At 65.4% G+C, this 17,953-nt stretch carries 21 protein-coding genes; 5 read left to right on the top strand and 16 right to left on the bottom strand.

The genetic code is table 11. The features are described from left to right. Positions 1–12: 12 nt before the first annotated feature. A complete protein-coding gene (locus tag H4V95_RS13815) occupies positions 13–1,641 on the bottom strand; it encodes an HNH endonuclease signature motif containing protein (protein WP_209730878.1) in 1,629 nt (542 codons plus the stop codon). Between the two features lie 162 nt (positions 1,642–1,803). Then, positions 1,804–2,064 (bottom strand): hypothetical protein, encoded by a 261-nt coding sequence (locus H4V95_RS13820; protein ID WP_196867270.1) that lies wholly within the window; start codon positions 2,062–2,064, stop codon positions 1,804–1,806. Between H4V95_RS13820 and H4V95_RS13825 the strand changes: the two genes are divergently transcribed. Together H4V95_RS13825 and H4V95_RS13830 are read left to right on the top strand one after the other, a co-directional pair. Further along, a complete protein-coding gene (locus H4V95_RS13825) occupies positions 2,063–2,527 on the top strand; it encodes a hypothetical protein (RefSeq protein ID WP_209730879.1) in 465 nt (154 codons plus the stop codon). The genes H4V95_RS13820 and H4V95_RS13825 overlap by 2 nt on opposite strands. Next, positions 2,517–2,855, top strand: coding sequence for a transcriptional regulator (locus tag H4V95_RS13830; protein WP_196867268.1), 339 nt, complete (start codon positions 2,517–2,519; stop codon positions 2,853–2,855). The genes H4V95_RS13825 and H4V95_RS13830 overlap by 11 nt, the downstream gene beginning before the upstream one ends. Before the next feature lie 415 nt (positions 2,856–3,270). Here the strand turns inward: H4V95_RS13830 and H4V95_RS13835 are convergent, their stop codons facing one another. From H4V95_RS13835 to H4V95_RS13855, 5 genes are all read right to left on the bottom strand, one after another. Continuing rightward, positions 3,271–3,687 (bottom strand): hypothetical protein, encoded by a 417-nt coding sequence (locus H4V95_RS13835; protein WP_196867267.1) that lies wholly within the window; start codon positions 3,685–3,687, stop codon positions 3,271–3,273. Between the two features lie 7 nt (positions 3,688–3,694). After that, positions 3,695–4,210 carry a GNAT family N-acetyltransferase gene (locus H4V95_RS13840; RefSeq protein WP_196867266.1) on the bottom strand — a complete coding sequence of 172 codons (516 nt, stop codon included), beginning with the start codon at positions 4,208–4,210 and terminating at the stop codon, positions 3,695–3,697. Further along, complete coding sequence (locus tag H4V95_RS13845) at positions 4,211–4,822, bottom strand: hypothetical protein (protein ID WP_209730880.1); 612 nt, start codon at positions 4,820–4,822, stop codon at positions 4,211–4,213. A gap of 94 nt (positions 4,823–4,916) precedes the next feature. Further along, positions 4,917–6,488: a DUF6297 family protein gene (locus H4V95_RS13850; protein WP_209730881.1), complete on the bottom strand. Its 1,572-nt coding sequence runs from the start codon at positions 6,486–6,488 to the stop codon at positions 4,917–4,919. Beyond that, positions 6,475–7,161, bottom strand: a complete 687-nt coding sequence (locus H4V95_RS13855) for an ABC transporter ATP-binding protein (RefSeq protein ID WP_245345712.1) — start codon at positions 7,159–7,161, stop codon at positions 6,475–6,477. The genes H4V95_RS13850 and H4V95_RS13855 overlap by 14 nt, the downstream gene beginning before the upstream one ends. Positions 7,162–7,218: 57 nt before the next feature. Between H4V95_RS13855 and H4V95_RS13860 the strand changes: the two genes are divergently transcribed. From H4V95_RS13860 to H4V95_RS13870, 3 genes are all read left to right on the top strand, one after another. After that, positions 7,219–7,500, top strand: coding sequence for a helix-turn-helix transcriptional regulator (locus H4V95_RS13860; protein WP_196867263.1), 282 nt, complete (start codon positions 7,219–7,221; stop codon positions 7,498–7,500). Further along, positions 7,497–7,889 (top strand): VOC family protein, encoded by a 393-nt coding sequence (locus H4V95_RS13865; protein ID WP_196867262.1) that lies wholly within the window; start codon positions 7,497–7,499, stop codon positions 7,887–7,889. Before H4V95_RS13860 ends, H4V95_RS13865 begins: the two co-directional genes overlap by 4 nt. Positions 7,890–7,991: 102 nt before the next feature. Further along, positions 7,992–8,828 carry a formate/nitrite transporter family protein gene (locus H4V95_RS13870; protein ID WP_196867261.1) on the top strand — a complete coding sequence of 279 codons (837 nt, stop codon included), beginning with the start codon at positions 7,992–7,994 and terminating at the stop codon, positions 8,826–8,828. Positions 8,829–8,847: 19 nt separating this feature from the next. Here the strand turns inward: H4V95_RS13870 and H4V95_RS13875 are convergent, their stop codons facing one another. The 9 genes from H4V95_RS13875 to H4V95_RS13915 all read right to left on the bottom strand — a co-directional run bounded on the left by H4V95_RS13875 (position 8,848) and on the right by H4V95_RS13915 (position 17,940). Continuing rightward, positions 8,848–9,300, bottom strand: coding sequence for a DUF2087 domain-containing protein (locus H4V95_RS13875; RefSeq protein WP_196867260.1), 453 nt, complete (start codon positions 9,298–9,300; stop codon positions 8,848–8,850). Next, positions 9,297–10,148, bottom strand: coding sequence for an inositol monophosphatase family protein (locus H4V95_RS13880; protein ID WP_196867259.1), 852 nt, complete (start codon positions 10,146–10,148; stop codon positions 9,297–9,299). Before H4V95_RS13880 ends, H4V95_RS13875 begins: the two co-directional genes overlap by 4 nt. Further along, positions 10,145–12,325: an NAD-dependent DNA ligase LigA gene (gene ligA / locus H4V95_RS13885; protein ID WP_312884042.1), complete on the bottom strand. Its 2,181-nt coding sequence runs from the start codon at positions 12,323–12,325 to the stop codon at positions 10,145–10,147. Before ligA ends, H4V95_RS13880 begins: the two co-directional genes overlap by 4 nt. A 238-nt stretch (positions 12,326–12,563) precedes the next feature. Continuing rightward, positions 12,564–13,277, bottom strand: coding sequence for a VOC family protein (locus tag H4V95_RS13890; protein ID WP_209730882.1), 714 nt, complete (start codon positions 13,275–13,277; stop codon positions 12,564–12,566). 188 nt (positions 13,278–13,465) lie between these two features. Continuing rightward, positions 13,466–14,221 (bottom strand): protein phosphatase 2C domain-containing protein, encoded by a 756-nt coding sequence (locus H4V95_RS13895; protein WP_209730883.1) that lies wholly within the window; start codon positions 14,219–14,221, stop codon positions 13,466–13,468. A gap of 106 nt (positions 14,222–14,327) precedes the next feature. Beyond that, entirely contained in the window at positions 14,328–15,503 is a 1,176-nt protein-coding gene (locus H4V95_RS13900) for an adenylate/guanylate cyclase domain-containing protein (RefSeq protein WP_196867834.1), read from the bottom strand. A 34-nt stretch (positions 15,504–15,537) separates the two neighbouring features. Beyond that, complete coding sequence (locus tag H4V95_RS13905) at positions 15,538–16,098, bottom strand: PH domain-containing protein (protein WP_209730884.1); 561 nt, start codon at positions 16,096–16,098, stop codon at positions 15,538–15,540. Positions 16,099–16,116: 18 nt separating this feature from the next. Next, positions 16,117–16,998, bottom strand: a complete 882-nt coding sequence (locus tag H4V95_RS13910; RefSeq protein ID WP_196867823.1) for a biotin--[acetyl-CoA-carboxylase] ligase — start codon at positions 16,996–16,998, stop codon at positions 16,117–16,119. An 81-nt stretch (positions 16,999–17,079) separates the two neighbouring features. After that, positions 17,080–17,940, bottom strand: a complete 861-nt coding sequence (locus tag H4V95_RS13915) for an NAD(P)-dependent oxidoreductase (protein ID WP_196867822.1) — start codon at positions 17,938–17,940, stop codon at positions 17,080–17,082. Positions 17,941–17,953 lie beyond the last annotated feature (13 nt).

Consider the following 17,953-nt stretch of genomic DNA (forward strand, 5'->3'; position numbering starts at 1 on the left):
GTCATCACTCTTTCAGGAGCCCGGCTGCTGGGACAAGGCTCCCCCACCGAGACTTCGTTCCCGTCGCGGGCCGGGCCGCTCTCCGGGTAGGGGTGGTGCGGTGGAGTGGTAGGTGTGGCCGGTGGGGGTGGTGGTTTTGAGCTGATGTCTCGGTCCGGGTGCGGGGGCTACAGCCCAGCCGGGGTGTTCTTTGGTGTGGTTGCATGCTTCGCAGAGTCCAGCCCCATTGCCGATCGATGTCGGCCCGCCGCGATGCCAGGGGACGATGTGATCGATGTGGCAGATCGGGGCGTCGCAGTACGGGGTCCGGCAGGTGTCATCCCGGGCGGTGATAAACCGGCGTTGCGCTTTCGTGAAGAGCCGGGCCGTGGAATCCATCGCCACCAGGTCCCCGGTCGATGGTGCCGTGTAGAGGCGACGCAACCACACGTCGAAAGCCGAACCTCCTTGCCCCGACCGGCTTTGACCTTTCGGACCAGTGCCAGTGCCACCAGCTGACCCTGACCCGGTCGAACTTTTCGTTCCGTCCTGGCTGTTTGCTGGGCTGGTTGCTGGGCTGGTCGGTGTTTCTGCCTGGATGAGGTTTCGTGCCCAGCTGGAGGGGACGATGCCGTAGCCGGGGATCCTGGCTGGTTCGCTGTCGCCTTGGAAGAGGGCACGGTCGGTCATGATGAGCTGCAACTCGACCCGGCTGATACCCCCGGGGACACCGGTGACGCGTTCGACGAGGGTATCGGCCATCACCTGACCCCTAGACCTCGGGTCACCAGCACCCCGGACCGTGTCAGCGTGACGAGTCAACGCGGCGTAGGTGGCGACGGCTTCCTTCACCGGAAGCAACGCGGTCAAATAGGCCATGGTGTCCGGTGCCGGCCGGATACTCACACACCGCTCCGTCACGGCGTGGGCGGCCCGGTTCACCACCGACCGGGGATCCCGCCGGTACGCGGCTGCCTTCACCGCTGCGATGATCGCCTTATCCCCACACCCGGTGAACCTACCCGTATCAGCTGATAGCTCTTCATCCACGGCAGCACGGTCAACACTACTGAGGCACGCAGTCTCTTTCACCAACAGGGTCGCCCGCCACTCATTCAACTGACCCGTGTGAAGGGCCGCCAGCGTGTGGGGCATCTCCGTCACCAGCGCCCGCGCCAAACCGAGGAGCCGGCTGCCCCGAGACGGGGACTCACGCCTCGCCAACGCGACCTGCGCCCCCACCCCTTTGCCTCGCTCGGCGGCGGGTACCCCGGCGAGGGTTTGGGTGTCGCGTTCAGCGACGTCAATCGCAACCGTGATCCGGGCCTGCACCCCAGCAATCGCCGACTTCAGATCCTCCAACTCCCGCAACTGATCAATCAACCCCACCGCATCCCGAGCCGGTTTCAGAGAGTTCAGCGCTTCGGCAAGGGCCCGGGTGGAACGCTCACGGCCAACCCCGGCAAGGGTGCTCACAGGAGTGTTGCTCGTCGGAGCAGCACCGGCAGACGTAGCAGAAGAAGAATCGACAGGAATGCCGTCCGCAGCACCAGAGAGTCGGCCGCGCTCAGGTTCACGACAAGCACCCGAGGCTCCCCGCGCAGCCGTCACCCGGGAGGGGATTCCCCTCCGTTTCGGTGATGGAGCTGCCCTGCCTTCCATACCTCTATTGTCCCAAACCCCACCGACATTCCTGCGGAACTAAGGGCTATGTGGACAAACCTCTCGAACAAATATTCGAACCCAGATAGTCACTCCGCGGCCGCTGAAATAGCCCCCATATTCATAGTTCATGAGGGCGCCGGCGCATCAAATTGGAGAGCATCAGGGAGTCCGCACCAAAGCCTCCGGATCAACCAGGATCACCAGGATCACCAAATCGAGATCAAGGCCCTTTACTGCCTCCGGGGTGAGGGCCCGCACGCCGCCTCGCCCGAGACTCGCGCCGCAGGCAGGGACTCGTAACAACTCGACCTCAGAGAATCCGCCGCAAACTCCGACGGCGCCGTGACGGTGGTTGACGACGTCGTCCGCTGCCCATGGCAGTTGCTTTCCGCAGCGGAAAGTAATTACACTTTCCACCATGGAAAATAACTTGCCTCCATCAGCAGCCGATCAGTCAAGCTCCGCTGCTGCGCTGTTGGCCGACGTCGACAAGGACCGCTCAGCCCTCATCGACCGCATGACCACGCCCAGCTGGGCAGCGCCTGCGTTCGGTGCTCTCGCGGCAATCTGTGTCGTCTCACCCGCGGCAGGAGACAACCGATCGGGCAACTCAGCCCTGCTGATCATTGTCGGAATCTTGGTGGTCTACCTCTACCAACGGGCGACGGGCGTGAGGTTGGCCAGAATCGGCTGGGCGGCGTGGCTGATCTACGCCGCGACCTTGGTCTTTTGCCTGCTCATGCTTAGCGTTTCACTGGGGCTCGTATCTTTCGGCCTGCTCTGGTGGGTCATCGCTCCCGCTGCAGCTGCTTTCGGAGCAGGGGCCCTGGGCGCCCACTACTTCATGCGAAGTGCCGTCAACCGGATCCGCAGTGCCCGCTGAGACTGCTGACACCACGGGTGCGGTGTTCAACGAGCTGATTCATGCACCGTTGCGTTTCAGGATCTGTGGACTTCTCCGGAACGTGAAAAGTGCAGACTTCCCAGCGATTCGGGACTCCCTCAACATCGGCGACGCGGCGCTGTCGAAACACCTGAAGGTGCTGAGCGACGGCGGTTTTGTCGCCATGACGAAGTCGTCCTCGGCTGGCCGTGCAGATGCACGTCGGGTCAGCTGGCTATCCCTGACACCTCAGGGGAGAATCGCTTTCGATTCCCATCTCGCTGCCCTGCAGGCCATCGCAGCGGGAACGAGCGACTACGGCCACTGACCTCTTACCATGCTGGCATCGATCCGATGCGGAGACCGGCCTAGCCGCTGATGGTGGCGGAGCGGGCCGGTAGGTTCCGGATTACTGAGCAGACTCGGAATAGAACCGTCATTCCGAGGCGTATTACGGCAGTAAGGAACTTGGGAGTGCACGCTCAGGTCAGGTGCAGTCGTGGGGTTGTCTGGCTGCCGACTTACCGAGACGGCGAGAGTGCTGACGACGATGGCGGCAGCCAGACCCACGGAAACAAACGTTGCCCCCCAACGACAGATCGTTTCATACACACATAGTGCCGCACCGTCGCGCGCAAGAATGCTAAAAAGTGCCAACCTGAGAGAATACTGTGGAAATCCTGACCAAAGTTCGTTCGCAGTGGGTACGGCACCTGATCTCGGGGGCTGAAACCGGCTTGCGCCTAGCTGGCAGATCCTTTGGCGGCGGGTCTGCGCCAATTCAGCGCGGCGACCAGAAGCACGGTTCCTGCAAGGGTGCCAAACGCGACGAGAATCGCACCCACCAGCCAGAGCCCTGAGTAGTCGGCGGAGGCGGAGGTGATGGCAAACGCGCCGGTGAATCCCGCGGGCATGGCGAGGATGACAATGGCCGGCGCGAGGAACTTGTTCGCGACCCAGCCAAGGGCTGCCCACGAAACAACACACCCGATCACCTGCCAAGGCTCGTAGGGGCCTGACGCCGAACCGGTCTCCGGGTCGATCTGGTAGCCCGTGTCCCAGGCGAACCAGCCCACCCACAGACCAGCGCTGAGCGCGATCACGCCGACGATCAGGAGCGTTCGCTGTGCCCGGCCCTGGGTGTGACTCCGAAGTTTCATCGTTCGGCTAAAGGGTCAGCCGGAAGACCCAGAGAAGAATTTCCTCGTCCCGTACCCACCAGTCCCGTTCGGGCTGGCGTTCAAAACCTAACGACCGGTACAGCGCATGCGCGCGGGTCATGTCGGACCCACTGGTCAGGGATACTGCCGTAATGCCGTCCAGCGACCGCGCGTGCCCGATGATCGCTTCGACCATCTGCCGGCCCACCCCGCCCCTTTGGCAGGCCGGGTCCACGGCGAGCATACGGAACTCCAGCTCGCCGGCAACGGCGATATCCGTGTAGCGCTGGCCCTCAAACGTGATCGCCACGGACGCCACCACCGCCGCATCCTGCTCGGCCACCCAGATTTCGGCGTGCTCGGCACGGTGTTCGACGTCGGCCAGTACCCGCAGGTACGGGTGGTCCGGTCCCTCGAAGTACCCTGCCTCAAGGTAGGCGGCGCAGGTGATGCGGCGGACGTCGTCGTAATCCGCTGCAGTGACGGGTCGGATCACGAGGTCGGTTGGTGCTGTGGGGGTCATCTAATCCTCATTGGGAAGGCGGACGGGCACGACGCCGGAATGCCGCCTTCCAATTCTGCTACACGTCCGGGTTCTTCTCCACAACGTCCCATTCGCCGAAGCGGACGAATCCCGCCGATTCAGCCAACGCAGCCGACGCCACGTTGTCCCGTTGTCCCGTTGGCAGCGATACTGCGGTTCGTAGCCCAGCTGGAGGGCCATCGAGCTGATGGCGCGCCAGGGATACATGCTCGCGGCGGCGACCAGCCGGCCCCCGCTGAAGGTGCCGAACGCGAGCCAGTGATCGAGTTCGACGAACGCTTCGTCCAGGTCCGCGGCGGGTGCCTGACCCGTGAAGCGGGCAAAGGCCTCGTGGTCGTCCGGCGTGAGCTGCCGAGTGCCCTCGAGACTGGGTTCACACCGGACTGCTTCGTGATCGGTGGCGGGAAGGTAGAACAGGCAGTCCGGACCGTTCAGCCTGATTCCCGCGGCAGCGAGCCGCGGCGCGAGGTCCTCGGTGCGGACCGTCTGGTTGGGAGAGACGCCAAGGTGCTGGGCCCGTCCGGGTGTGAGAGTGAGCAGGCTGGGGCCTTCCGCGACATGCAACACTGTCACCGCGCGGTCCTCAGCCAATGACGGATCTATGACTATCTGGACACTCCCTGAGGCCCCCGGGACCAGATCTACCGGGAACCAGTGCTGGGTCACTCTCGGAGAAAACACGGGCTCAGGCTCCTGACTGGGTGGTGGATTTTGCTGCCATCTGGATCACTATAGCCGCAGCACTAATCGCTATCTGCACCCCGACCAGCCACGGATAGACGTTCCCGATGTACAGGGCCAACAGCAGCGGCAGCATGGATAGGACCGTCACATCGGCGCCCCGGAACAACGCCGCAATCTGGGTTCGGGGGACGGGGCCGAAGGGCGTTTCTGCGGCTGGGGCCGTCCAGTCAGTCGCTGGACGGGTTGCGGCCCTGACGGATCCGGCCCCCATCCCGAGGCCGGCCACCGCTCCCAGCAGAATCAGGGCCGGCCCACCGACACCGACGATGGTCAGTGCACCGGTCAGAGCCACCATCCAGGCGCTCATCGCGACGGCCGGCATCAGGGTCCGGCTGAGCATCACCACCGAGGTGGAGACCGGAAGCAGCAGATCCAGCTCCGGGACCAGCGCCGTCCGCCGCGCGACGACCCCCATTCCTGCACTCGTGACGCATCCCGCAACCACGATGACCAGCAGTTGCACGACGGCGGGCAAGGCCGCATCAGCCAGCACCAGAGCAAGACATGCCCCCAACCAGACCAGCGGCCCCGCTACCCCTGGCTGCAACCGCAGGAACGCAACAATATCGGCGCGCGCGATCGCCGACCGAGGCCCCAACCCCTGGCGGGCGTATATCTTCGCGCCCCGCATCGAGGCGGTGTGGCGCGGGCTGGCCGCCAATGCCCGGCTGAGCTCGTTAATGTCCAGGAGGAACACTGAAGCCCCGGCGTGGCCGGACACGCCTCCCCCGCGTACCAGCTCGGCCCCTGCCACTGCACCAACCTTCGGCAGCGAGTAGGCCAGCATCCCGATCGCGAGGGCACACGCCACCAGTGGCGGCCAGACGGCAGGACCCAGCGACGGCAACACCGCGAGGGGTAGCAGAGCCAGCGCCGGCCAGAGAACATCACGTCGGCCGGAACTCGCCCGCAGCTGCAGCAGCGCTCCTCCGCCGACCACGATCACCGCAACCAACCCAAACGTTCCAGCGGTAAGGAGATGCCCCGTAGGTGTCCGGTCCAAAGCGGTGAGCAGACTGAACGGAAGGTAGGCCGCAGGACCGGCCACCCCCGCCCCGCCGATGAGGCGGATGAGGCCCGGCAGAACCATCGGCCGCCGGTCGACCGGCAGGGGCCGCCACCAGGATCCCTCGCTGGAACTCACCGATGCCGGTCCCAGCCGCCTCGTCAGGGTCAGCAAGCCGTTCAACGCGAGGTAGGTCAACAGGATCCACAGGACCTCGGCCGGAAGGATCTGCCACTGCTGGTCGGCAAGGCCACCCTGCGCAGGATCCCGTCGGGCAATCTCGTCGCGCAGAGCAAACACAAATGAGCCGGCGATCGCGAGCACGCAGCCCAGCGCCAGGGTGTTCGAGTAGATGTCGACGAACAGGCCGCCGACCGAGGTCCGGGCCCGGTTGTACCGGCGGGACGACGTGCGGGTAAATGCGACGACGGCTCGGGCGGTGGCGAGGGTCCCGTCCTCGTCCTCATTGGCAGCTGGTCGCAGCCGAAGCGCGTCAGGAGCCGGCAATGATCGCAGCTCCCTGGTCAGGGTCGAGCTGCTCGACGACGTCGTCAATGACCAGGCAGGTCGATGCGGTCTGCACCAGCAGCCGCGGATCGTGGGTCACCAGCACCACGGCGGCGCCGGCGTCCGCATGGTCGCTGATCCGCTGCGCAAGCGCATCGCGCATGACCGGGTCGAGCCGTTGTTCGGGTTCGTCGAGGATCAGGAGGGAAGACGGACGGATGAGTCCGGCTGCCAGGAGGAGCCGCCGCCGCTGCCCGGAGGACAGGGAATCCGGGACCACGTCCGCCCGGTCCCGAAGTCCGAAGAACTCCAGTTCGGCGGTGACCCTTTCGTCCGGGGCATCCAGTGAATGGCCTCGTGCGACCAGCAGCAGATGCTCACGGACCGTGAGGGCGGGAAAGAACAGGTCGTCGTCGAACACTGCAGACACCTGGCGCCGGAACATTACCGCGTCCGGAACCGCCGGCAAACCCCGCACCAGCACGTCACCAGCCAGCGCGGGCTGACGGCCGGCAAGCGTCCGGACGACCGTCGACTTGCCCGCGCCATTGACTCCGACGATCCCGAGAACCTCACCGGGCTGGACCGCCACCGACACCGCACCGCACACCGGCGCCCTGAAATAGCCAACGAGGAGACCCGTGGCCTGAAGTACTGCCCCCAGTTCAGCCATTCGCTCATCGTAGTATGGCCATTGATATGCAAGCCGATACTTGCCTATAGTGGATTCATGGCTGATGTCTTCCACGCTCTCGACGACGAAACGCGGCGGATCATCCTTGACGAGCTCTCCGTCCGCGACGGGCAGACCCTGTTCGATCTATGTTCGGTGCTCGCCATGCGACACCAGCGAAGCCTGACCCGACAGGCCATCTCGCAGCACCTGGCAGTACTGGAGTCAGCCCATCTGGTGCTGACCGAGCGGCGCGGCCGCTCCAAGTTCCACTATTTCAATCCTGGACCGCTCACCGAAATCACCGGCAGATGGCCCACCGAGAAGAGGACCGAATGAAAATTGCCCTGACCAGCCTGTTCGTTAACGACCAGCGAGCGGCGTTAGCCTTCTACACCGACGTCCTTGGCTTCACCAAAGGCCACGACATCCCGCTGGGTGACGATTTCTGGCTGACCGTCCGGTCACCCGAATCCCCCGACAGCCCCGAACTCCTCCTCGAACCGTCAAGCCACCCCGCAGTGAAGCCATACCGCGATGCGCTGGTTGAGGACGGAATCCCGCTGGCGCAGTTCGCGGTGGAGGACCTCGAGTCCGAGTATGCCCGGCTGACCGAAAAGGGAGTGGTCTTTACCCTGCCTCCCACCGACATCGGCACGGCCGTCATGGCCGTCTTCGACGACACCTGCGGCAACCTGATCCAGCTCGTCGAAATTAAGCAGCCATGATCACGATGTTGCAATGGGCGCAGCTCCCCCGGTTGCTACGATTCCTCTAGTTGATAGCGCTGATTCGGGAGATCACTCCCATCTAACACAGGGAGAGGCGTCGTGAGCGAAGCACGCAGGCGGGAACTAGGGGACACTGACGCCCCGGTCGAGGATGAGCTGAAGGAATCGTTCGACAACACAGTCGAAGAGGGTGCCGAGCGGCTGCAACGCACCTTCCGCAACATCCTTGTGACCGGGGTGTTCGGGGGGTTCGAAATCGGGTTGGGCATCATGGCCTACCTGGCGGTGCTGCACGAGACGGGCGATCATCTGCTCGCCGGGCTCGCGTTCAGCGTGGGCCTCGTCGCCCTGTTCCTGGCGCACAGCGAACTGTTCACCGAGAACTTTCTGATGCCGGTCGCGGCCGTCGTCGCGAAGGAGGGCAGCGTGACGCAGCTGGCCAAGCTGTGGGGTGGAACCCTTGTGGCGAACCTGGTCAGCGGCTGGGCCTTCGTCTGGATAGTCATGCAGGCGTTCCCGGAGTGGAATGAGACGGTCGCCGAGAGTGCCCACCATTTCATTGATGCGCCGTTCTCCATGCAGGTGGTCGCGCTGGCCGTGCTGGGCGGCAGCACCATCACCCTGATGAGCCGGATGCAGCAGGGAACATCGAACGACGTCGCCAAGATCGTGGCAACGGTGATCGGCGGATTTCTGCTGGCAGGCCTGCAGCTGTTCCACTCCATCCTGGATTCCCTCCTGATCTTCGCCGCGATCCATTCCGGCGCCGACATCAGCTACCTGCAATGGCTCGGCTGGTTTGGTTACACCCTGGCATTCAACATGCTCGGCGGACTCCTCCTCGTAACCCTGCTCCGCCTGGTGCGCACCAAGGAACTGATCGAGAAGCGCCGGGACGAGGCTCCAGCGGATCCGGACGCTCCGCACAACAGCTGACGACGTCGGCGGGCCGTGGTCAGGCGCGTCGGTACCCGGTCCCGTCCGGGCGCCTGGCCAGATGGCCCTGGTCCACCAGTGCGCGACGCAGGGCGGGGATGTCCCGGGTGACGGTGGCCAGCACCAGGTTCACTTCTCGTTCGGAGAGCTCCTGGTCCGCGGGAATGAGCCGTTCGGTCAGGTGCTCGAGCACCGCTGTGCGCTCCGCAGGGTTCCGCGGCAACCCGTCGAGCTGGCCGTCGAGGAAGAACCGGTCAACGCCCTGCGGCTTTTTCCGTGCCGTTGCGCCCAGCACCTCCTGGAACAGGTCGGCATTCACCGTGCCGTCCGTATTCAGCAGCGCCGCCGCGTGAAGTTTCTCCAGTTCCTTCGACGACGCATCGGAGTGCTGGCCGAGCACAGCAGCGGCGTAGAGTTCGCGCAGCCGAGGGGCTGAGAGGGTGGAGAACGCCTTCTGCCAACTGGGCGTCATTCGCTGCTCCCCGACGGGTTCAGGGTCAACGCTGCGGCGCGTTGCACCAGCTGCGGTGTTCCGGCAGCGGTGACGCCCCCAAACCGCTCGGCTGCATCCGGGCCGCCGTCGAGCTCGGAGGTGAGATCCGGGCGGAGCACCGCTGCACCGGCCTCCTCGGCGATGAGGGCGCCAGCAGCCCAATCGTGTTCGTTCAGTCCGCGTTCCAGATACCCGTCGAGGGTGCCATCAGCAACCATGCACAGGTCAAGTGCCGCGGATCCCAGCCGCCGGACGTCCCCAAATCCCGCCAGGAGTGAGGACAACTCCCCCACCTGCTGAGCCCGGGATGCGGCGTCGTAGGTGAAACCGGTACCCAGCAGGGCGCCAATCCGTCCGCTCTCCGGGCCCGCCAGACGGGTTATCCGGCCATGATCCCTCACCCAGGCACCCTGCCCGGCCGCTGCCCAGTACACCCGGTCCAGCGCCGGGGCATGGACCACCCCGGCCAGCCACCGGCCGTCAGCATCGGCGGCCGCCACCGACGTGCAGTAGTAGACAATATTGCGAATGAAGTTGGTGGTGCCGTCCAGCGGGTCGATGGACCACCGCACCCGGTCGGTTCCAGAGGCCCTGTCGGGAACAGTGGTTCCGAGCTCCTCACCGGTGATCACATCGTGGGGACGGGACCGGGAGATAACATTCCGCACGGCACGTTCGGCCGCCAGATCAAACGCAGTCACCCAATCGCTGTCCGAGCTCTTGTTCTGCGAACCCAACGCCTCGACAGTCCGACGCGCCAACACGTCCGCTCCCGCGGAGGCAGCCTGTTTTGCCAGGTGCAGCAGCTCCGTCGGGGATGCGCTCACGCTGGGCCCTCCTCGAGCAGCCGGGTGAAGCCTTCCTCGTCCAACACCGTGAGCCCCAGGGCTTCGGCCTTGTCCAGTTTGGTGCCGGCGTTTTCCCCCGCCACCACATAGTGGGTGTTCTTCGAGACAGAACCAGATGCCTTGCCGCCGCGCTGGATGATCGCCTCTTTCGCTTCATCCCGGCTATAGCGTTCCAGCGACCCGGTGACGACAACGGTCACGCCCTCCAGGGTGCGCGGCATGGAGGTGTCGACGTCGTCCTCCATGCGCACACCCGCGGCGGCCCACGCGTCAACGATCTCCCGGTGCCAGTCCTCAGCGAACCACTCGGTCAGCGCCGCGGCAATGGTGGGGCCGACGCCGTCGACGTTCGCCAGTTCCTCTTCTGACGCGGCCCGGACCCGATCCATTGAGCCGAACGCTGTGGCCAGGGCACGCGAGGCCGTCGGTCCCACATGCCTGACCGACAGGGCGACCAGGACACGCCACAGTGGCTGCTGCCTTGCCTTCTCCAGCTCGGTGAACAGCCGCCGGGTATTGGCGCTGGGTTCGGACGGCTTCTTCGCGGTTCCCTTGGTGTAGAAATAGGGCACCAGCTCCTTGCCGACCACCTCGCCCTTGACCCGCTTGTCCCGCAGGATCCGCACGTCGGCGAGCGCCTCGGGGGTCAGGTCGAACAGCTGCGCCTCGGAGGTGAGCGGCGGGTCGGTCGGCTCGGCGGGCTGGGTGAGCGCGATCGCCGCTTCCCACCCGAGGGCCTCAATGTCGAAGCCCCCTCGGCCTGCGAGGTGGAAGACCCGCTCCCGCAGCTGCGACGGGCAGGACCGGGCGTTGGGGCACCGGATGTCAACGTCGCCCTCCTTCGCCGGGGCCAGCGGAGTTCCGCAGGACGGGCACTCGGTCGGCATGACGAACTCGCGTTCGGTGCCGTCACGAAGGGCGACGACGGGGCCCACGATCTCCGGGATCACATCCCCTGCCTTGCGCAGCACCACCATGTCCCCGATCAGGACTCCCTTGGCCTTGACCACATCCTGGTTGTGCAGGGTCGCCATTTCGACGGTGGAGCCAGCAACCTTGACCGGTTCCATCATCCCGAACGGCGTGACGCGACCGGTCCGGCCCACGTTCACCCGGATGTCGAGCAGCCGGGTGTTGACCTCTTCCGGTGGGTATTTAAAGGCTACCGACCAGCGGGGCACCCTGGAGGTGTGCCCGAGGGCCCGCTGCAACGCGAAATCATCGACCTTGACGACGATGCCGTCGATCTCGTGCAACACTTCATGCCGGTGTTTCCCATAGTGCTCGATGAAGTCGACCACCGCCGGGGCGTCGTCGAGCACCCTGTAGTAGGGCGAGGTGGGCAAGCCCCACCCCTTCAGCAGACCGTAGGTTTCCGATTGGGACTGCGCTGCCAGACCCTCGCGGACACCGATACCGTGCACGTACATATCTAGTGGCCGCTCGGCGGTCAGTGCCGGGTCCTTCTGGCGGAGGGAGCCGGCCGCAGCGTTACGGGGGTTGGCAAACGGAGCCTTCCCCGCGGCAACCATCCGCTCGTTGAGCTGGGCGAACGCCGTGGAGGGGAAGAAGACCTCGCCACGGACCTCCATCTCGGCAGGGTGGCCAGTTCCGGCCAGGACCCGGGGGATCGACTTGATGGTCAGGACGTTGTGGGTGATGTCCTCACCCGTGGTGCCGTCGCCGCGGGTGGCGGCGCGCACCAGCTCCCCCTTCCGGTAGAGCAGGTTGACCGCCAGGCCGTCGATCTTCAACTCCGTCAGCCAGCTGATGGTGCTGCCCGGGCTCACGGATTCGACGCTGGCGGCAGCGCGGCTCACCCAGACATCCAGTTCGTCGAGTGAGAAGACGTCCTCCAGGCTGTACATCCGCTGCAGGTGGTCCACGGCCGCGAATGCGGAGGACGCGTCACCGCCCACTTCCTGGGTTGGTGAATCGTTGGCTACCAGTTCGGGGTGAAGCGCTTCGATCTTCTCCAGCCGTCGGAACAGCTCGTCAAATTCGGCATCCGAAATAGTCGGCGCGTTCTCGTTGTAGTAGGCAAACCGGTGACGGCGCACCTCTTCAGCCAGAGAGTTGTACTCCTCCCGCAGGGAATCTACCGGGGTCTGATCCGGAGCAAGTTCGATGTCTGGGTTATCAGCTGTTCTGGCCACAGTCCTATCTTGCCTCAGTAGTAAGCAGGATGCTTGTTGTGCGGCTAGGTGTAGTGCCCGGACACTAGGGCACCATCAGGACAAGCCACGTAATTCTCAAGCAACGGCTTATCCGGTGGACTGTTCTCCGGATCGGGTGGAAGAACCAGACGCAAATCAACCAAGTAAACCCATCATCCTTCTCCTTCGGTCATCAACCGTTGTCCAACATCACTTGCAGAACCTCGGTGCCCCCAGGCTATCGGGCTGGCAGGACGCAGAGCTCGTTGCCCGACGGGTCGGCATAGATCCGCCAGGGCAGGTCGCCCCAGTCGGGGTTGAGCTCCCGCCCGCCCCGGCTGGTGATGCCCGCGGCGACGTCGTCGGGGTTGTCTGCAGGGTCGAGCCGGACGTCGAGATGAAGCCGGTTCTTCGCGGTTCCCTTCGGGGCAGGCTCGGGACAGAACTCCAGCAAGGGGTCGCGGTGGGAGGGGTGCCGCAACGTGGTGGGCGATCCGGCCAGCTGGTGCCATCCGGTGAGCCACGACCAGAACGCCGCGTCCCGCTCCGGATCGGCGGAATCGATCGGCAGGGCCGCAATCGGTCCGGTGTTGGAATAGGCTGGCCGGTCATTCATGACGCAAAAGGCGTTGCTTTCCGGATCGGCGAGCACGGTCCAGGGCACCCCGCCCTGTCCGATGTCGAGATGCCGCGCACCGAAGCTGAGCAACCGCTCGACGACGTCGGCCTGCCGATCCCCGCCGAGCAGATCCAGGTGGATCCGGGGTTCCGACGACGGCGGTTCGTGCACCCGCTGGAAGCACAGGTCGAGGACCAATCCGCCATCGGTGGCGAGCCGTGTTTCGTAGATGCCGGGTTCGTCGGTGAGCTGTTCGCCGTCGAACGCTGCCTCCCAGAACCGCCCCAGCTGTTGCGGCTCCATCGCGTCAATGACGATGTTCTCCAGGTACATGGTCCACACCCTACCTCCAGCGATAATCTTGCTGCCTGCGAATCCGGCCGATCGCGGGACCGTATCCCTGGTGATTGATCAGCCCCGTTTTCGTCACCATGACCTGATCCACTGCCGTGTGCGAGATGACCGCGGCCGCCGTAGCGTCCTAGCGTCCTAGCTTCCTAGCTTCCTAGCTTCCTAGCTTCCTAGCTTCCTACAAGATCCACGACGATGACCGAAATATTGTCCCGGCCGCCAGCCCTCAGCGCCGCCTGCACCAGGGCATCGGTGGCTTCCTGGGGGTGTGCGATCGAAACGAGCAGGTCGAAGATCTGTTCATCCCCCACCTCGTTGATCAAACCATCCGAGCAGACCAGCAGACGATCCCCCGGGGTAGCGGGGATGAGCCAGAAGTCGGCGTCGATATCGGTTCCGGTACCGAGCGCCCGGGTGACCACATGCCGACGCGGATGGGTCAGGGCCTCCTCGGCCGTGATCCGACCATAGTCCACCAGCTCCTGCACCTCGGAGTGGTCAATGGTGATCTGCTCCAGGCCGCCCTGGCTGAAACGGTAGGTGCGCGAATCGCCCACGTTGAACACCAGCCAGTAGGGGACGCCGGCCTCCTGCACCAGCACCGTCCCGCTGAGGGTGGTACCGGCTCGCCCGCCGGTCTCCGCGCGGATCTGCTCATCGGAGTGGACCAGGAGTTCCTGGAGCTCGTCAGGGTCGAGTTCGGGAAGGGGGTGGCCGGCGATCCGGCTCTCGCCAAGGGTGCGGATACAAATGCTGCTGGCCACTTCGCCAGCCTCGTGGCCACCCATCCCGTCGGCGACGGCGAAGATGGGGTTGGCAGCGATCAGCGAGTCCTCGTTGTGCTCGCGGCGCAGTCCGACGTCCGACGCGTACCCGCAGCTCACCGTGAGGTCGAGGCCCGCGGCCGGTGTCTTGTCGGTTGTCATATCCGCCCTGCCATTTAGCTTTCGTCAAATGCGATGTGTCACGTAGTTACTTGGATACCCTAGTCGACCATCGCTTGGAGCCTGTGCCCCGGACTGCCCATCGTGGCTAGTCGAGGATCAGACCGGTGCCGGTGCCCCGGGCGAGGGTCACCGGAGTGACTTCGCCGAAGCCCCTGATGGTCCGCGCTTTTTGCGGGATGAGCACGAACCGTTCGTTCTCCCGCAGGGTCGCCGCCGTCGACGCATCGATCAGGACAGTACCGGGCTCCGCCAGGGAGGTCAGACGCGACGCCAGGTTCACGGTGGGCCCGTAAATGTCGCCGAGACGGGACAGGATGCGGCCCCACACCATTGAGACGCGGGCGGAGGGCAGCAGGTGATCCTCGGTGAACGCCTTGGCGAGGGCGAGCGAGATTTCGGCACCGGCCTCCGGCGACTCGGCGATGTAGAGCACCTCGTCGCCGATGGTCTTGACGAGCCTGCCGCCACCAACCGAAATGATCTCGGCGCAGACGTTCTCGAAGCGCTGCACCAGGTGGGCCAGGGTGCGCTCGTTCATCTGCCGGGACAGGCTCGTGTAGGAGACAAGGTCCGCGAAGCCGACGGCGCGGGCCAGGGGCAGCGGGGCATCATCCTCGTCGCCCAGCCGCCCCTCCGCGCTGGCCTGAAGCCCGGATTCGGCGCGCAGCGCCAGACGCTGCACCGCGGCGTTCAGCTGCCGGCGCCAGGCGTAGACCAGGGTCTTCTCCAGGGGCTCGATGAGGTCGGGCAGTTCAGCGACCAGGGCCTTCCGGGCGACGGCGTCGGGGATCTGCCGCTGCGCCGCCATCTCTTCGACCAGCGCCTCGATCTGCCAGACAACCATCCGGTCAGTCATCTGCCCAATGGCCCGGGTGATGGAGATGGCGGCGTTCTCGGAGACCTTGTCGCTGCGGACCAGCTCGATGATGGTGATCAGTGCATCCTTGTCCTTCTCCGTGAAGGCAACATCCTCGTCGGAGATATTCGGGAAACCCATGGCCCGCCAGAGCTTGCGTGCCGACAGCAGTGACACCCCCGCGCGGGCGGCAACGTCACGGCGTCGCAGGGTCCGCTCGGCGCCGAGCAGTTCAATCTCCAAATTCCGGATCGCTTCACGGTTCAGCTCGACCTGGGGACCCTGGAGCTGTGGAACATCGGGTCCAGGCTCGTCGCTCCGAAGTGCCTCGGAGTCCATCGATTCCGGGGCAGGGCTGGGCTGCTGCTCGTCCTGTTCCCTGTCGGACAACTCGTCAGCCGTCATTCGCTCGTCTCCCGTCCATGCTGTCATCCGGCGATCAATAACCCTCGAGGTCGTGCACCGGGTCAGCTTCCATGTCTACACCATCAAACATCACAGTCAGTGGGAGGTCGCCGATCGCCTCCACCATGAACTCCTTGAACGTGTGGATCTGGGGCATGTCAGGGAACACCACGGTCCGGTCGCGGCCAAGGTCCACCGTAAGGTTTCCGCTGCCGGTGGATCGCTGCAGCAGGGTCTGGGAGGTGTCCAGCTGATAGATGCTGGCCAGCGCCAGTTCATGCTCCCGTCGGGTTGAGAACCCGCGGCGAGTGATCATTCGGCGGCTGGTCAGGAGATAGCGCGTCCCCCACCAGCGCATCATCGGCCGGACGAAGATCCGCAGCAGGATCAGGGCTGCCACCGCCAGGACCAGGACCACCGCGAGCGGCACCCATTCGACCACCACCGGCGGGAGGTCCTGCCGGCTCAGCAGCCCCAGCCCAAACCCCGTCGCCGCCAGCACCACCAGCACTCCCACGAACGGCAGCGCCAGTGGCCGCGGGTGGGGGCGGGTCCGCACAATCACATGCTCCCCCGGCGCAAGTTTCAGTCGCACAACGGTCAGCTGCCCACGTCAGGGGACCTGCCGCACATGCACGACGTCGCCCGCCGTGACCGTGTGCCGCTCGTCGTCGTAGTCGCGGATCAGCAGCGCGCCGTGGGCGTCAAGACCCAGCGCACGGCCCATCAGTTCCATCCCGCCCGGCAGTTCGACCCTGACGTGCTCGCCCAGGGTGACCATGCGGTCGCTCACCCGCTGGGCGAGGGTGGTGCCGTCGGCCCACTCACGGCGGGCGTCGCCGTCGACCGCCTGGAACGCGGCGTAGTGGTCGGCGAGCCGGCGGAGGAAGGCCCGCAGCAGCACGTTGCGGTCGGTGGTTGTTGAGTACTCGAGCAACAGGCTGGTGGCGCTGGGGACGGGCAGCTCCTGGTCGGTCAGGGACACGTTCGCCCCCACGCCGACGACGACGGCTGCTGGCCCCCCGCGGTCATCAGCGACCAGTTGCGCCAGCACGCCGGCGAGTTTCCGCCCGTCGACGAGCACATCGTTGGGCCATTTGAGCTGGGGACTGATCTCGGTGCGTTCCTCAATGCTTTCCGCCAACGCGAGCGCGGCGAGCAGTGACAGCCAGGAGTAGCTCTGGGTGGGCAGCGGCCTGCCCTGCGGGTTGTGGGGGCGCAACAGGATGCTGACGATCAGGGAGGACCGCTCGGGGGCGATCCACTCACGATCCAGCCGACCGCGTCCGGCGCTCTGCTGTTCGGCCGTGAGGACGCTGAGGTCCGGCCACTCGTCGGCCCGGAGCTGGGCATGCCGTACCAGGTCGGTGTTGGTGGATCCGGTCTCGGCGACGACGTCGAGCCGGCCGTACGGACCCTTGGGTGCGCACAGGGCGTCCCGGAGCGCCGCTTCGTCCAGACCGGGGCGTTCAAGGTTGGAGTAGCGGGAAGTCATACAGCGATCTTACCCAGCGTGGCTTTGGCCGGCCCCGTGTGCGGTTTCGGCGGGGCCCCCGCGCCGCCAGGGGTGGCCTGGTTACAGGAAAATGTCGGGGACCAGTTGGTCCTCGGGGGCGCCCAGGCTGTAGCCGGTGAAGTCGGTGATCCCTTCCTCCCGGAGCACCCCTTCATCGGTGAAGAAGTTTCCGGTGCAGGACCGGGACGGACGGATCAGGATCGCGTGGGCGGCGTCGGCGACGATGTCGGCGCTGCGGGCCCCGCCCACGATCTGATCTCCGCCGGGCAGGTTGCGGATCGCCGCAGTATCGATCAGGGTCTGCGGCCAGAGTGAGTTCACGGCGATTCCTTCGGCCTTGAACTCCTCGGCCAGGCCCAGCGTGGTCAGGCTCATGCCGTACTTCGCCATCGTGTAGGCCAGGTGAATCCCTGCCCACCGCGGCTGAAGGTTCAGCGGGGGCGAGAGGGTCAGGATATGAGGGTTCCCGGACGCCAGGAGCGCATCCAGGGCGAGTTTGCTCAGCAGGAAGGTGCCTCTGACGTTGATGTCGGCCATCAGGTCATACCGCTTCATGCTGACGTCCCGGGTCGGGGAGAGATCGATTGCCGAGGCGTTGTTCACGACGACGTCGATCCCGCCGAACTCGGCGGTGGTGGCGGCAACTGCCGCCGCGACGTCGTCGTCGTTCCTGACGTCGCCGACGATGGGCAGGGCTCTGCCTCCGGCGTCGCGGATCTGCTGGGCGGCGGTGAACACCGTGCCGTCGAGCTTGGGGTGCGGCTCCCCCGTTTTGGCCATCAAAGCGATGTTGGCACCGTCGCGCGCGGCGCGCAGGGCAATCGCTAGACCGATCCCCCGGCTACCTCCGGACATGAGGATGGTGCGACCCTCGAGGGTGGCTGGGCTGGACTGACGTGGGGCGTCGTTGCTGGCGGTCATGAAGCAAGAATAG

This window comes from Arthrobacter sp. CAN_C5 (assembly GCF_017875735.1).
Lineage (GTDB): Bacteria > Actinomycetota > Actinomycetes > Actinomycetales > Micrococcaceae > Arthrobacter_D.

Excerpts from the sequence above, each read along its gene's own strand:
- H4V95_RS13875 (WP_196867260.1), bottom strand. The coding sequence starts at position 9,300 with ATGACGCCCAGTTGGCAGAAGGCGTTCTCCACCCTCTCAGCCCCTCGG.
- H4V95_RS13835 (WP_196867267.1), bottom strand. The coding sequence starts at position 3,687 with ATGAAACTTCGGAGTCACACCCAGGGCCGGGCACAGCGAACGCTCCTG.
- H4V95_RS13825 (WP_209730879.1), top strand. The coding sequence starts at position 2,063 with ATGGAAAATAACTTGCCTCCATCAGCAGCCGATCAGTCAAGCTCCGCT.
- H4V95_RS13895 (WP_209730883.1), bottom strand. The coding sequence starts at position 14,221 with ATGACAACCGACAAGACACCGGCCGCGGGCCTCGACCTCACGGTGAGC.
- H4V95_RS13840 (WP_196867266.1), bottom strand. The coding sequence starts at position 4,210 with ATGACCCCCACAGCACCAACCGACCTCGTGATCCGACCCGTCACTGCA.
- H4V95_RS13910 (WP_196867823.1), bottom strand. The coding sequence starts at position 16,998 with ATGACTTCCCGCTACTCCAACCTTGAACGCCCCGGTCTGGACGAAGCG.
- H4V95_RS13865 (WP_196867262.1), top strand. The coding sequence starts at position 7,497 with ATGAAAATTGCCCTGACCAGCCTGTTCGTTAACGACCAGCGAGCGGCG.
- H4V95_RS13915 (WP_196867822.1), bottom strand. The coding sequence starts at position 17,940 with ATGACCGCCAGCAACGACGCCCCACGTCAGTCCAGCCCAGCCACCCTC.
- H4V95_RS13820 (WP_196867270.1), bottom strand. The coding sequence starts at position 2,064 with ATGGTGGAAAGTGTAATTACTTTCCGCTGCGGAAAGCAACTGCCATGG.
- H4V95_RS13855 (WP_245345712.1), bottom strand. The coding sequence starts at position 7,161 with ATGGCTGAACTGGGGGCAGTACTTCAGGCCACGGGTCTCCTCGTTGGC.
- H4V95_RS13815 (WP_209730878.1), bottom strand. The coding sequence starts at position 1,641 with ATGGAAGGCAGGGCAGCTCCATCACCGAAACGGAGGGGAATCCCCTCC.
- H4V95_RS13860 (WP_196867263.1), top strand. The coding sequence starts at position 7,219 with ATGGCTGATGTCTTCCACGCTCTCGACGACGAAACGCGGCGGATCATC.
- H4V95_RS13890 (WP_209730882.1), bottom strand. The coding sequence starts at position 13,277 with ATGTACCTGGAGAACATCGTCATTGACGCGATGGAGCCGCAACAGCTG.
- H4V95_RS13900 (WP_196867834.1), bottom strand. The coding sequence starts at position 15,503 with ATGACGGCTGACGAGTTGTCCGACAGGGAACAGGACGAGCAGCAGCCC.